The sequence below is a fragment of the Campylobacter curvus genome, assembly GCF_013372125.1.
Lineage (GTDB): Bacteria > Campylobacterota > Campylobacteria > Campylobacterales > Campylobacteraceae > Campylobacter_A > Campylobacter_A curvus.
Window position 1 is genome coordinate 51,590 of the sequence record NZ_CP053826.1, and the last position, 13,509, is coordinate 65,098.

Sequence of the window (13,509 nt, forward strand, 5' to 3'; positions counted from 1 at the left end):
TCTACGCAGTCAACTACTGCTTCTCTGTTCTTGTAGTGAAGTCTCGTTGCGAACGCGTAGCATGAAGCAAAAATCGACGGCGAAATCTCGCTAGCAAGGTTTTTACAGGGGTACTATTCGCATTTTCCTGCTTTGCAAGTTAAAAATCAATACTTTGTTAGAATAGAGCTTTCTTAAAATACTAAAATGTTAATCGTAAGATATTATTTTTCTTCTCTTAAAACTTTTAATATCAACCCAAATCCAGCCGCCACGACTACCACGATAAACACGATCTGAGCGATGTCAAGTGCGGTCATGACTTACTCTTTTGGGTATCGGTTAGCTTGTCGCCATCATTGCTTACTGGTGATAAATTTTGACTTCTTTGTTTTAGCTGTCCGCATGCTGCCGAGATGTCTAGCCCCTTGCTTTGGCGGATCGTGCAGGTCACGCCGTGAGCGCGTAGGTATTCTTGAAATTTCAGCATATCCGCAAGTTCCGGACGCCCGTATTCACTGCCTTCGTGCGGGTTGAAGTAGATCAAATTTACCTTCGCTTTGATGCCGTGAAGCAGCTTGACGAGCGTCTTTGCGTCCTTGACGCTATCGTTTATGCCTCTGATGACGAGATACTCGAACATCACTCGCTTGCGCATATCGATCGGAAAACCTCGCACCGCGTCCATCACGGCTTCGATGTTGTAGGCGTTATTCACGGGCATCAGCTTGCTTCGTAGCTCGTTTGTGACGGCGTGCAGTGAGATGGCAAGCAGCACGCCAAGATCCATCTCGCCAAGCTTTTTTATCTGCGCTCCAAGTCCGCTTGTGGAGACTGTCTGGCGGCGCGGTGCGATAGCGAGGCCGTCTGGCTCTTTTAAAATTTGTATAGCTTTTGCGACGTTCATTAGGTTATCGAGTGGCTCGCCCATGCCCATATATACGACATTTACGCGACGTTCGTAGGGGATATGATTGGCTCTTTTGATCCATAAAATTTGCCCGACGATCTCGCCTGACGATAAATTTCGTTTCAGTCCGCCCTTTGCCGTCAGGCAAAACGAGCAGCCCATTTTACAGCCCACTTGCGAGCTAACGCAGATCGTGTAGCGTGCATGGCGCGAGATATTGCCGCCCTCATCGACTTCGACTTCTTTCATCGGTAGCAGGACGCTTTCTATCGTATTGCCGTCTTTTAGGGCGAAAAGATATTTTATCGAGCCGTCCGAGCTCTCTTCAAATTTGACGCAACGTAGCGGATCGAAGTAAAATTTCTGCGCCAAATTTGCACGCATATCCTTTGGTAAATTTAGCATTTCATCAAAATTTTCGGCATTTTTCTTGTATATCCACTCGTAAATTTGCTTTGCTCTAAATTTGGGGCTTAGTATCGCTTCCAGTTCGGACAGCGTGTAGTCGAGTAAATTTTTCAAATCATACCTTTTGTTTTGAGATATTGCGCGAGTTTTTCTTTTGCGACGTTATGATTTTTGACGAAGTCGGCGTGTGCGTTTTGGTTACAGAAATTTGTCGCGACAAAGATCCCACGAGCCGGGATCTGAAACTTTTGAGCCGTTTTTAGAACGGCAAAAAATTCCATATTTTCTAAAAAATAGCCCCTCTCAAACAGCTTTTGAGCTAAATTTTGATCGGTTGTGATGTAGTTTGACGAGTTGATTTTGATAGTTTCACGTGGAACGTCGCTAAAATTTATAGACGAAATTTCACACTCTAACGGAGTGTAGCTTTTATTTTCTAGGCTTGAGATTTCGACATTTCCCGCCGTAAAGCCCTCGTAAATTTCTAAAATTTCACCCTCTTTATAAAGTCCGCCCGAGCCGATAAAAATGATCTCGTCGGACAAGGCGTTTAAAATTTTATTTGGATTTTTGGACACACTTGTGGCGTGTTTGCCGTTTGGCTGTGAGCTAAAAAATCTGCTAAATTTATCCAAATTTATCTCGTCGCTAACCTCTAAATTTGTTAACTCATCTGTTAGCTTTGAGACAGTCCGAGTGCCTAAAACAGCCGCATATCTATCGCTAACACAGCCGCTAACCATAGCTCTTTTTTGTAAAAATGCGGTTAAATTTATACTCGTTTCGACCAGCCCTACGCCCATTGGCAAGGCAAAGTCAAAAATTTCATTTCGCCCAGCGCAGATTATCATTTCACCGCTCCAAATGCCCTAAATTTAAGCCTAAATTTCACAGTCTGACCTCTATGCCGTTTTCTTTTAGGTATCGTTTTAGCTCGCGTATCTCGATCTGCCTGAAATGAAATATTGACGCCGCCAGACACGCGTCCGCTCCGTTTAAAAATGCGTCCTTGATATGCTCCATCGTCCCAGCCCCGCCGCTTGCGATGACGGGGATATTTAGGGCTTTGCTAACGGCGTTTGTTAGCGTGATGTCGTAGCCGTCTTTCGTGCCGTCTTTGTCCATTGACGTTAGCAAAATCTCGCCTGCACCGCGCTCTTGTACCTCTTTTGCCCACGCCAGAGCATCCTTACCTGTGTCGATCCTGCCGCCGTTTATGAAAACGTGATGAGTGGCGTCAAATTTTTTCGCGTCAATAGCGACGACGACGCACTGCGAGCCAAATTTATTCGCCGCTTCGTCTATTAAATTTGGATTATGTATCGCGGCTGAATTTAAGCTCACCTTATCGCAGCCCACGTTCAAAAGTCGCGAGATATCATCCAGCGTGCGTATCCCGCCACCCACGGTCAGCGGGATAAAGAGCTCCTTTGCGACCCGCGCGATCGTCTCTACCATCGTCTCTTGTCCCAGATGAGTCGCTGTAATGTCCAGAAACGCCAGCTCGTCTGCGCCCTCTTCGTTGTAGCGTTTGGCGACCTCTACGGGGTCTCCCGCGTCTATGAGCCCGACAAAATTTACCCCCTTTACCACGCGTCCATCTTTGACGTCAAGGCAGGGGATGATGCGTTTTGCAAAATGATTCATCGCTTTTTCTTTGCTTAAATTTTGGCTGCATTTTAGCAAAATCTCACTTATCTAATCATTATATAAGAATGTTTTGGATAAAATCGGCGAAATTTTAATGAAAAAACGCTTCGATGCACGGCGTGTAAGCGGCGTGAAAATAGAGTAAAACAAAGATGATAAGGGCGAAAAAGCACTTCGGACAAAATTTTTTACAAGATGAAGCGACACTAAATAAAATCATCCAAGCGATACCCAAAGATACGCAAAATATCGTTGAGATTGGGCCTGGCTTAGGTGATTTGACATTTAAAATTTTGCAGATTTGTAGCGTCACGGCTTACGAGATAGACAGCGAGCTGTTTGCGCTACTTGAAAAGAAATTTGCAAAAGAAGTTCAAAACGGACGATTGAAACTTTTTTGTAAAGACGCGCTTGAAAAGTGGGACGAGGGCGGAGTGAGCGAGCAGGGCTACTTTTTGGTGGCGAATTTGCCCTATTATGTCGCTACGAAGATGATACTAAGCGCGATCGACGATGAAAAATGCCGCGGACTTGTCGTGATGATACAACGAGAAGTCGCGCTTAAATTTAGCGCAAAAGGCGGCGAGAGCGAGTTTAGCTCGCTTGCGATCTTGGCAAACCTTCAAGGCGGCTGTGAGCTGCTTTTTGACGTGAATGCGGAGTGCTTTAACCCGCCGCCAAAGGTCGTCTCATCGGTCATAAAGATCCAAAAAAGTAAAATTTTGCTTGGCGAAAGCGGTATATTTAAAGATAAATTTGAGTATGAAAATTTTAAAATTTTTCTAAAAACCGCCTTTGCTTCGCCAAGAAAAACGCTGATGAAAAATTTATCGGCTAAATTTGATAAATTTGAGCTTATCAAGCTTTTTGGCGAGTTAAATTTAAGCCCCACTATGCGTCCGCACGAACTAAATGTCGAACTTTATCTAAAAATATTTGAAAATTTAAAGGAAGATAATGAATGACAAAAACGAAGAAAAAGCGGTAGTCTCGCAGGGCAAGAGCAATAAAAAACGCAGATTTCGCCCGAGAAACAAAGAGCGAAACGGCACGACTAACGAGGCTGTAAATTCGGCGCAAAGCGTTATAGATAATTTCTTTGCGAGTGATGAGACAAGCGATAAAAACGTGCAACCGTCGCAACCAAAGCAAACTAACAAAAATCATAACGCTAACAAACAAAGCAAACACGGCAAGCAAAATTCAAACGCTCAAAATACCAAAACAAAGCAAGAGCAAAAGCCAAACGCGCAGTTAAATTCCGGCTCAAACGGCGAAAATCCAAATAAAAAACAAAAAAAGATCCGTAAAAATTTACCCGCTAAACTAAGCGGCAACGAGCAGTGGCAGCAAGACATCGCAAACGCGATGGAAGCGAACAAGGCCACGCACGAATTGCGCCTTGAACCGCTTAAATTTCAGAACTCGACCGAGCATAAGATCCGCGTAACGCCGCTTGGCGGACTGGGCGAGATCGGCGGAAATATGACCGTCTTTGAGACCGATACTAGTGCGATCATCGTGGATATTGGCATGAGCTTTCCGAGCGAAAGCATGCACGGCGTGGATATTTTGATCCCGGACTTTGACTACGTGCGCAGGATAAAAGACAAGATAAGAGGTGTCATCATTACGCACGCACACGAGGATCATATCGGCGCGGTGCCGTATTTTTACAAAGAGTTTAAATTCCCAATCTACGCCACACCGCTGCCGCTTGGCATGATAAATAATAAATTTGAAGAGCACGGGCTTAAGCAAGAGCGCTCCCTTTTTCGCTCGGTTGAGAAGCGAAAGCCCTATATCATCGGCGATTTTGAGGTTGAGTGGATACATATCACTCACTCGATCATCGATGCTTCCGCGCTTGCGATCACGACAAAGGCGGGCACGATCATCCACACCGGTGACTTTAAGATCGATCACACTCCGATCGACGGATACCCAAGCGATCTTGGGCGGCTTGCGTATTACGGCGAGCGCGGCGTGTTGTGCCTGATGAGCGATAGCACGAACAGCTACCGCGAGGGCTTTACAAAAAGCGAAAGTAGCGTGGGAAAGACCTTTGACGCGATATTTTCAAAGGCAAAGGGGCGCGTGATAATGAGCACTTTTAGCTCGAACATCCACCGCGTCTATCAGGCGATCGAGTGGGGGCTTAAATACAACCGCAAGGTCTGCGTCATCGGGCGAAGCATGGAGCGAAACCTCTACACGGCGATGGAGCTAGGCTACGTAAAGCTGGATAAGAAAATTTTCATCGACGCTAATGAAGTTGGTAAATTTAAGGATAACGAAGTGCTGATCGTCACCACCGGCTCACAGGGTGAGACGATGAGCGCGCTTTATCGTATGGCGACGGACGAGCATAAATACATCAAGATAAAGCCAAGCGATCAGATTATTATTAGCTCCAAAGCGATCCCTGGCAACGAGGGTAGCGTCTCGACGATCTTAAATTTCCTCATCAAAAGCGGTGCTAGCGTGGCGTATCAGGATTTTAGCGAGATCCACGTGAGCGGTCACGCGGCGCAGGAGGAGCAAAAGCTGATGCTGCGCCTCATCAAGCCAAAATTTTTCTTGCCCGTGCATGGCGAATACAACCACATCGCAAAGCACAAAGAAACGGCGATGAGCTGCGGCGTGGATGAGCGAAACATCTACTTGATGAGCGACGGCGATCAGATGGAGATCTGTCAAAAATACATGAAGCGCGCTAAGACCGTGAAAACGGGCAAAGTCTTTATCGACAATCAAATCAATAAACAAATTTCAGACGACGTCGTCATCGACCGTCAAAATTTAGCCGAAGCGGGTGTGGTGATGATCATCGCGCAAATTTCGCGCCACAGCCAAAAGCTCATCAACAAGCCGCGCGTCATCAGCTACGGACTGGTCGCGGACAGGCAGGATAATGAGTTTAGCAAAGAGATGGAAGAGGTGCTGGTGCAGTTTCTAAGCAATGTCAAAGAGGAGCTTTTAAAAGACAACCGCATGCTCGAAGCTCAGGTGCGCCAAGTCATCCGCAAGCACATTTTTAGAAAGATCAAAAAATATCCGACCATTGTGCCGATCATCTATCTAATGTAAGGAAAATTTGATGCAAAATATGCAAGACATCGCCGCCGAGGTGCTAAAAATCGAAGCTAATGAGCTACTGCGCCATGCGTCAAATTTAGGTAGCGAGATAGAGGAAGCCGTAAATTTGATGTATAACGCAAAGGGCAAGGTCATCGTCACGGGCGTGGGCAAAAGCGGACACATCGGTGCAAAGATTGCCGCGACACTTGCCAGCACGGGCACGCCTAGCTTTTTCATCCATCCGACCGAGGCGATGCACGGAGACCTTGGTATGATCGATAAAAACGATGTCGTTTTAGCGATAAGTTTTAGCGGTGAGAGCGATGAGCTGGTTAAAATTTTGCCTCACATCAAACGCTTTGGCGTAAAAATCATCGCGATGGCAAGGAGTAGGGCAAGCTCGCTTGGTAAATTTAGCGACGCGTTCATCTGCCTTGACATCGTGCGCGAGGCGTGCCCGCTAAATGTCGCGCCGACCACATCGACGACGCTCACGCTCGCACTTGGCGACGCGCTTGCGGTTTGCTTGATGACAAAGCGCGGGTTTAAGAAAGAAGACTTTGCAAATTTTCATCCGGGCGGCAGCCTTGGCAAGCGGCTGTTTTTAAAGGTAAAAAACGTGATGAGAAGCGAGAATTTGCCGATCGTTAGTGACGATGTTAGTCTTAAAAACGCTATAGATACGATGACGCACGGCAAGCTTGGCAACGTGCTGTTAGTAAATTTAAAGGGCGAGTTAGTAGCGGTTTTAAGTGATGGCGACTTGCGGCGTGCGCTGATGAGTGAAAAATTTGACATCAACGAGAAGGCGATAAAATACGCCACAAAATCGCCAAAAACGCTGTCAGATCCCGAAATGCTGGCAATCGACGCGTTAAAACTCATAGAAGAGTATAAAATTCAAATTTTGATCGTAGTTGATAACGCATGCAAACCTATCGGCGTGCTGCATATCCACGATCTGGCAAATTTAGGACTATAAAATGCAAAAAATGAGGCTGAATAAATTCATATCGCATAACACGAGTTACTCGCGTAGAGAGGCTGACGAGCTCATAAAATCGGGCAAAGTAAGCGTCAATAACAAACTTGTTAGCGAGCTGGCGACGAGCGTTAGCGACGAGGACAAGGTCAAGATCGGCGGGCGACTCGTGAAGCTAAAAAAGGACTTTACGATGATCGTCTATCATAAGCAAAAGGGCGAACTCGTCACCAAAAAAGACGATCGCGGACGCAAGACGATCTACGATGCGTTGCCCGAGAGCTTTGCTAAATTTGTCAGTATCGGGCGGCTTGATTACGCTAGCGAGGGGCTTTTGCTACTCACTGATGCGCCTGCGATCGCCACGGCTCTCATGGGCAGTGACATCGAGCGCGAATACTATCTAAAAGTCAAAGGCGAGATCACCGATGAGGTCAAAGCTGCGATGCGCGAGGGCTTTTTCGCCGCTGATGCGAGCAAGGGTGCGCACGCAAAGAGCAAGATAAAGTCGATGGAATTTAAGCCTTTTGTTGCGTTTGACATCTTTGGCTCAAGCGGCGGATATACGAAATTTCGCGTCATCATAAACGAAGGGCAAAACCGCGAGCTAAGGCGGTTTTTTGGCTATTTTGACCTAGAAGTCATGGATCTAAAACGCGTCAGCTTTGGTCGCGTGGATCTTGGAATGCTAAAACCCGGTAAATGGCGATACTTTGAAAACGGCGAATATGAAGATTTGAGAGATTTTTTGAAAGCCAATGATATAAGATATTAAAAAATAATCAGTAATAAAATTGTACGTACATGAGATTATTGCTACATTTCTTGATCGATCATCGCAAATTTTACCAGTTTTGGTCTCACTATCTTTTCGTAGTCTTTTGCGTTTAAAATGATAGAATGATCAAGTAATCCCGCGTTAAAAGCGATCTCCTCATACCTTTCAAACAAGCTAGGATCGGCGATTAATAGTAAATTTTTATGGAAGCTAAATGGCGGCACCGAGCCAAAAACGCAGTCTGTTAGTTCTAGCACTTCTGATGGGCTTGCCAAGCTCGCTTTTGTGCCGCCAAGCGCAGTCGTAAGGGCGTCTAAATTTGCTTTATGATCGGCCGGAAGCACTGCCAGGACGAAAATTTTATTAGCTTTCATCCTAGGTTTATCGTCGGCAAGCCGCAAATGAGACGGGGCACTGCAGACTATATCGCCAAGAGCGTCTAAATTTACCCCTTTGATAGAACAAACTAACGCCTTGGCTCCTTGTCCTAGCTCGGTATTTCGCAGTCTGGCCACTTCTTCGCTAGTCCTAGCCTCCGCATGCGAAACCACTCTAAATTTAGCGTTTTGCGAGCTCAAAAGCTCCTTTATACTTTCAAAAATTCTCTGTGACATTTTGCATCCTTTTAGCTAATTATACATTAAATTTAAGCTTGTTATAATGACAAAAAGGAAAAATATGCAGGTAAATTTAGAAGATGTAAAAATCGAGCCAAGCTGGAAAGATGCCTTGAAAGGTGAGTTTTTGAGCCCGTATTTTGGTGATATAAAAGAAAAGCTAATAGGTGCAAAAAGAGCTGGTGTTGTCTATCCGCCGTCAAATTTGATATTTAATGCTTTTAATCTAACACCGTTTGATGCCGTAAAGGTCGTCATACTTGGACAAGACCCTTATCACGGTCCTAATCAAGCCATGGGACTAAGCTTTTCAGTCCCAAGCGGTATGAGGATCCCACCAAGTCTTGTAAATATATATAAAGAAATTTACGATGATTTGGGTATCCGCGAGCCAAATTCTGGCGATCTGACGTATTGGGCGAAGCAGGGTGTTTTGTTGCTGAACGCTTCACTAACTGTTGGCGCTAACATGGCAAATTCGCATAGTGGTTTTGGCTGGCAAATTTTCACCGATGCAGTCATTAAAATTTTAAGCCGTGAGCGTGAAAATATCGTGTTTCTACTCTGGGGCAATCCCGCAAAAGCTAAAATCCCACTCATCGATACTAACAAACACTTAGTGCTAACAGCCGCTCATCCAAGTCCTTTGGCGCGCGGTGCATTTTTTGGCTGCCGTCACTTTTCTAAGACAAATTTTTATCTTACGCAGCATGCAAAGACACCGATAGATTGGGATCTGAATAATTTCAAATTTAGGCTTTCCTAAAATTCGCGGCGGAACAAATGAGCTGATTTTTAGTGCACAGTACTTACAAGCTTAACTCTCGTAATTTCGCTATCGTCACTCGGATTTTCTGCTTAGAAGTAGCTTAAAGAAACCAAAATATAGTCTGATTTTTTATGAATAAATTTAAAAACTTCACAAATAAGCTTTACCTGTGAAGTTTTTAAATAGATAGCCTATGAAATTTATTTAGGCATCGCTTGCATTACTTGTTTCATTTGTTCGAGTGCAGGCTTGCAAGCGGCCTCTTGTGAATCTTTTGGAAGTTGGGCAAATTGTTTTTTCTGGTCCTCGTATGTTGACTTCATGGCTGCCATTTGTGGGTTATCTTTTGACATTTCTACAAATTTGTCAACCATTTTGAAATATTCTTCGCAAGTAGGCGAAAGATCTGCTGCCGTAGCTGAAATGCTCATAGCGCTTAAAAAGGCGATTGCCAACAATGATTTTTTCATATATTCTCCTTGAAATAAAATATAAACGATTATATTATTTTATACTTTAAAACAAATTTAAGATAAATATCAGATATTATTTGATTTTATAAATTTCTAGATTAACTATATTAAAACGGCTCTGTTTCAAAAAAAGTGCTGATAGCCTTAAACGAACGCTTTGCAAGTCTTACTTGCTCTACAAAGTGCCGAACATATAGCACGCTCTGTTTGCAGTTGCGAAGCAAAATAGTGTCGCTTCATAATATTTGACTACGCTAGAATGTTTTAAATTTTAAAAATCAATACTTCTTAAAGCAAGGCTATTAAAATATATAAAGTATGTTTAAACATCATTAACGTCTAATTTATTCTTAAGAAAATAACTGCTATTATCCTTATAATTTAATGTTAATTATCAATATTTATTTTAAAATATAAGGAGGTAAAATGTGTAAATTAAGCAAAGTTACCGCCATTATTTTATTTGGCGTATCTTCTGCCACAGCACAAATGGGGGGGGGTTCGGACGTAAATTCTAAACGAACCGACTCAAACACGACCATCGCGACAGTCAGGCTCGATACGGTCTCGATCATGGCAAATAGGAGCGAAACCGATGTCGCAAAATACGCAGGTCAGGTCAGTATCTTAAATCAAAATGACTTGGTAAAATCGCCCTCTATTATCGAAGATCTAGGCTCTGTTCCTGGTGTGCAGCTTGGAAATGACTTTGGTCGGCAGGTCGGTCAGTATTTCAACATCCGCGGCTTTGGCTATCAAAGCGAAGCCCGCGTCATCATCGAACAAGACGGTATTAAGCGCTCTGCATCACTCTTTTCAAACCAAATTTCAAGCTTTCGCGTCGATAATGACTTGCTAAAACGCGTCGAAGTCGTAAAGGGTGCATCATCTGTGCTTCACGGCAGTGGCGCGATCGGTGGTATCGTTAGCATGCAGACAAAAGGCGTAAATGACTTCATAAACCCGGGTAGCGACTACGGCGTTACGATAGGCCATCGTCAAGAGAGCAATCACATGAATTCAAACCGCGCTGCCATAGCTTTGCGACCGGTAGAAAATTTCGGATTTGTGCTTTATGGCAAGCACGCGGACTTTGGCACGATGAAGATGGCAAAGGACGGCAAGAGAACGGGTATAAAGTATGCGATAAACGATGAACGCATAAATACCGTCTTTGCAAAGACTGAGTGGGCGATCACTGATGAGCATAGCATAGAAGCTAGCGTGTTTAACTATCATGAGAATTTCATCACCGGTTGGCAGTCGCTTTACTGGTCGGAGCCCGGGGCACTACCGACGGTCGGACGGCTAAAACAGCGCGATTACAGCGTGATGTATAAATATACTCCGCTTAATAACAACTGGGTAAATTTGTCGCTTCAGTATTATAATGCAAGGGCTCAAAATCATAGGATAAGATCCGGTATATTAAGACGCCAGCCGATTTTAATTGATTACGTCAATAAAGACGACAGATGGGGGATGAGGCTAAAAAATGAGAGTGTTTTTGCCACGGGCTGGCTGGAGCATAGGCTGGTAACCGGCGTTGATTACGAGCATAGGAAAGAAGACGCGATATTTTTGTATAACGGCGAACCGTCTGACTTTGGCTCGTTTCCAAATTTTTACAAAGACCTTGGTATCTACGCTCAAGATGTCTTTGATGTGGGAAAATTTGAATTTACCCTTGGCGGGCGTTTTGATAAATTTAAACGCGGTGTGAAGCTACCGGGTAGGAGCACGAGCTCGGAGTCTAGATTTTCTCCTAAATTTGCCGTTGCTTACGAGGTGCTTGATGGTGTAAATTTACTCGCCGGATACGCCGAGACCTTTAGAAGTCCTACGCCAAACGAGACCTCTCCTATTGGCCCGCTAAATCCGCATTACTGGTATATGTCAAACCCTCAGCTAAAACCGGAGCTTGCAAAAGAGTATGAGCTTGGCTTTTCTATCGACAAGCAAAATTTACTCGGCGATGACGAGCTGTATTTTAAGGCGACTTACTACAATGGCAATATCAAAGATATGATAGCTTTGCAAGCAAAACCTGGTAATCCGCCATTTGATCCAGACGCACCCAATAGGCGCTATGGTATGTATGAAAATGTCGATCACGCAAAGCGTCATGGCATCGAGGTCGAGTCAAAATATGCCATAAACAATCTCGTCTTCTCTCTAGGCTACGACCACACTAAAATTTATGATAAAGCAACCAAAAAGATACTCACCGTCTATGCTGACAAGCTGACATTGGGTGCGCTTTATAAATATCAGCCTTGGGGGCTTAGCATGGGTGCTGATGTGACGCATTGGTTCAAACCTAATAACGATGAAAAAGAATTCGTTTCACAGGGTGTGACCTACAAAAACAACGACGAGACTTTCACGATCGTAAATTTAAAAGGCAAATGGGAGCCGAAGAATTTTGATAGCTATTTGCTAAATAAAGGGCTTAAAATCAGCTTTGGTATAAATAATCTCTTCAATAAAGAATACATCTTCCCAAACGGAGTAAAAAAGACCTCAAGAGTCGGCAAAGGACGAAATTTTTATATAGACTTTGAAAAGACGTTTTAGGCGGTAAAATTTACGGACGGGGCATGAAGCCTCGTTCGTATTTAAATTTGAGTATAATAGCTCAAATTTAAAAGGAGAAAATTTGCAAGCCTTTGCTTTACGCTTCCGTCCCCAAAAGCTCGATGATATCTACGGACAAAGCGATATAGTCGCCGTCTTTAAAAAATTTATAGCAAACGAAAAGATCCCGCACAGTATATTTTACGGACTTGCAGGCTGTGGTAAAACGAGCTTTGCACGAGCTATTGCGGCAGAGATGAGCTATGATTTTTATGAGTTTGACGGGGGCAATCTGAAGGTAGAAGAATTTCGCAAAATTTTAAAAAACTATGAAAACGCCCTAAATAAGCCGATATTTTTCATCGATGAGATCCACCGCCTGAGCAAAACCCAGCAAGAAGCCCTACTCATCCCGATGGAAAACTACCGTGCTATAATAATCGGTGCAAGCACGGAAAACCCATTTTTTACGCTAAGCTCCGGTATCCGTAGCCGCTCGATGCTATTTGAATTCAAGCCCCTTAACTCACGCGACTTTGAGAGGCTACTAACGCGTGTTAGCGACGAGATAAAATTTGATATAGACGACGAAGCTAAGGAGTATCTTTTTAAAAGTAGCGGTGGAGACGCAAGGAGCTTTCTAAATTTACTCGAATTCGCGCTGAGTCTGGGCACTAACATAACGCTTGAAAATCTCAAAATTCTACGTGCAAATGCCGTTAGTGAAGGCGTGAGCGAGGACGATACGCACTACCATTTAGCAAGCGCATTTATAAAAAGTCTGCGAGGTAGCGACGAGAACGCCGTTATTTATTACCTTGCGCGGCTCATCGATGCCGGCGAGAGTGCGGACTTTATCGCGCGCAGAATGGTGATATTTGCGAGCGAAGATATCGGTAACGCTAATCCAAACGCCCTAAATTTAGCTGTCAGCACGCTAACAGCTGTTAGTAAGATAGGCTATCCGGAAGCGCGCATAATCCTCTCTCAATGCGCCGTCTATCTAGCTCACTCGCCAAAGTCGAATTCAAGCTATTTAGCTATAAACAGCGCCTTAAAATACGTCAAAAACGAGCAACCTCTTAAAATCCCACCGTATCTCGTCAATACGGATCCGCAGATCAAAAACTACCTTTACCCGCATGATTTTGGTGGCTGGGTCGAGCAAAAATATCTCGAAAAGCCGCTGAAATTTTACGAAAGCAAGGGCATAGGCTTTGAAAAAACGCTTGATGAGTGGATCGGTAAGATAAAAATTAAAAAGTAGTCGATCTTTTTTACATTT

Annotated in this window: 12 protein-coding genes; 7 read left to right on the forward strand and 5 right to left on the reverse strand. The window is 44.1% G+C overall.

Annotation, left to right across the window (positions count from 1 at the left end; all coding sequences use genetic code 11):
* Nucleotides 1–295: 295 nt before the first annotated feature.
* The 3 genes from rlmN to hisF are packed head-to-tail and all read right to left on the reverse strand — an operon-like array spanning nucleotide 296 to nucleotide 2,944.
* Nucleotides 296–1,411, reverse strand: coding sequence for a 23S rRNA (adenine(2503)-C(2))-methyltransferase RlmN (gene rlmN, locus CCVT_RS00250; protein ID WP_018137287.1), 1,116 nt, complete (start codon nucleotides 1,409–1,411; stop codon nucleotides 296–298).
* Nucleotides 1,408–2,148, reverse strand: a complete 741-nt coding sequence (locus CCVT_RS00255) for a purine-nucleoside phosphorylase (RefSeq protein WP_018137288.1) — start codon at nucleotides 2,146–2,148, stop codon at nucleotides 1,408–1,410. Before CCVT_RS00255 ends, rlmN begins: the two co-directional genes overlap by 4 nt.
* Before the next feature lie 37 nt (nucleotides 2,149–2,185).
* On the reverse strand, nucleotides 2,186–2,944 hold the full coding sequence (hisF, locus tag CCVT_RS00260) for an imidazole glycerol phosphate synthase subunit HisF (protein WP_026175542.1): 759 nt from the start codon (nucleotides 2,942–2,944) through the stop codon (nucleotides 2,186–2,188).
* A gap of 155 nt (nucleotides 2,945–3,099) precedes the next feature.
* Between hisF and rsmA the strand changes: the two genes are divergently transcribed.
* The 4 genes from rsmA to CCVT_RS00280 are packed head-to-tail and all read left to right on the forward strand — an operon-like array spanning nucleotide 3,100 to nucleotide 7,785.
* Nucleotides 3,100–3,912 (forward strand): 16S rRNA (adenine(1518)-N(6)/adenine(1519)-N(6))-dimethyltransferase RsmA, encoded by an 813-nt coding sequence (rsmA, locus tag CCVT_RS00265; RefSeq protein ID WP_026175543.1) that lies wholly within the window; start codon nucleotides 3,100–3,102, stop codon nucleotides 3,910–3,912.
* Complete coding sequence (locus tag CCVT_RS00270) at nucleotides 3,905–6,037, forward strand: ribonuclease J (RefSeq protein ID WP_018137290.1); 2,133 nt, start codon at nucleotides 3,905–3,907, stop codon at nucleotides 6,035–6,037. The genes rsmA and CCVT_RS00270 overlap by 8 nt, the downstream gene beginning before the upstream one ends.
* 10 nt (nucleotides 6,038–6,047) lie before the next feature.
* The gene (locus tag CCVT_RS00275; protein ID WP_018137291.1) at nucleotides 6,048–7,010 is read left to right on the forward strand and encodes a KpsF/GutQ family sugar-phosphate isomerase; all 963 of its coding nucleotides are present in this window, start codon (nucleotides 6,048–6,050) and stop codon (nucleotides 7,008–7,010) included.
* A 10-nt stretch (nucleotides 7,011–7,020) separates the two neighbouring features.
* The gene (locus CCVT_RS00280) at nucleotides 7,021–7,785 is read left to right on the forward strand and encodes a pseudouridine synthase (RefSeq protein ID WP_026175544.1); all 765 of its coding nucleotides are present in this window, start codon (nucleotides 7,021–7,023) and stop codon (nucleotides 7,783–7,785) included.
* Between the two features lie 41 nt (nucleotides 7,786–7,826).
* Here the strand turns inward: CCVT_RS00280 and CCVT_RS00285 are convergent, their stop codons facing one another.
* On the reverse strand, nucleotides 7,827–8,402 hold the full coding sequence (locus CCVT_RS00285; RefSeq protein ID WP_018137293.1) for a YbaK/EbsC family protein: 576 nt from the start codon (nucleotides 8,400–8,402) through the stop codon (nucleotides 7,827–7,829).
* Nucleotides 8,403–8,466: 64 nt separating this feature from the next.
* Here CCVT_RS00285 and ung point away from each other — a divergent pair, with 64 nt between their 5' ends.
* Entirely contained in the window at nucleotides 8,467–9,171 is a 705-nt protein-coding gene (gene ung, locus CCVT_RS00290; RefSeq protein ID WP_018137294.1) for a uracil-DNA glycosylase, read from the forward strand.
* 203 nt (nucleotides 9,172–9,374) lie between these two features.
* Here ung and CCVT_RS00295 read toward each other — a convergent pair whose 3' ends face one another.
* The gene (locus CCVT_RS00295) at nucleotides 9,375–9,644 is read right to left on the reverse strand and encodes a DUF5339 family protein (RefSeq protein ID WP_018137295.1); all 270 of its coding nucleotides are present in this window, start codon (nucleotides 9,642–9,644) and stop codon (nucleotides 9,375–9,377) included.
* 429 nt (nucleotides 9,645–10,073) lie between these two features.
* On the opposite strand from CCVT_RS00295, the gene CCVT_RS00300 reads away from it, so the two are divergent.
* Both CCVT_RS00300 and CCVT_RS00305 read left to right on the forward strand, forming a co-directional pair.
* Entirely contained in the window at nucleotides 10,074–12,224 is a 2,151-nt protein-coding gene (locus CCVT_RS00300; protein WP_018137296.1) for a TonB-dependent receptor domain-containing protein, read from the forward strand.
* Between the two features lie 82 nt (nucleotides 12,225–12,306).
* Nucleotides 12,307–13,491 carry a replication-associated recombination protein A gene (locus tag CCVT_RS00305; protein ID WP_018137297.1) on the forward strand — a complete coding sequence of 395 codons (1,185 nt, stop codon included), beginning with the start codon at nucleotides 12,307–12,309 and terminating at the stop codon, nucleotides 13,489–13,491.
* The last annotated feature ends 18 nt before the right edge of the window (nucleotides 13,492–13,509 follow it).

Coding starts and splice junctions, on each gene's coding strand:
- CCVT_RS00295 (WP_018137295.1), bottom strand. CDS start 9,644: ATGAAAAAATCATTGTTGGCAATCGCCTTTTTAAGCGCTATGAGCATT.
- rsmA (WP_026175543.1), top strand. CDS start 3,100: ATGATAAGGGCGAAAAAGCACTTCGGACAAAATTTTTTACAAGATGAA.
- CCVT_RS00270 (WP_018137290.1), top strand. CDS start 3,905: ATGAATGACAAAAACGAAGAAAAAGCGGTAGTCTCGCAGGGCAAGAGC.
- CCVT_RS00285 (WP_018137293.1), bottom strand. CDS start 8,402: ATGTCACAGAGAATTTTTGAAAGTATAAAGGAGCTTTTGAGCTCGCAA.
- ung (WP_018137294.1), top strand. CDS start 8,467: ATGCAGGTAAATTTAGAAGATGTAAAAATCGAGCCAAGCTGGAAAGAT.
- hisF (WP_026175542.1), bottom strand. CDS start 2,944: ATGAATCATTTTGCAAAACGCATCATCCCCTGCCTTGACGTCAAAGAT.
- CCVT_RS00280 (WP_026175544.1), top strand. CDS start 7,021: ATGAGGCTGAATAAATTCATATCGCATAACACGAGTTACTCGCGTAGA.
- CCVT_RS00300 (WP_018137296.1), top strand. CDS start 10,074: ATGTGTAAATTAAGCAAAGTTACCGCCATTATTTTATTTGGCGTATCT.
- CCVT_RS00255 (WP_018137288.1), bottom strand. CDS start 2,148: ATGATAATCTGCGCTGGGCGAAATGAAATTTTTGACTTTGCCTTGCCA.
- CCVT_RS00275 (WP_018137291.1), top strand. CDS start 6,048: ATGCAAAATATGCAAGACATCGCCGCCGAGGTGCTAAAAATCGAAGCT.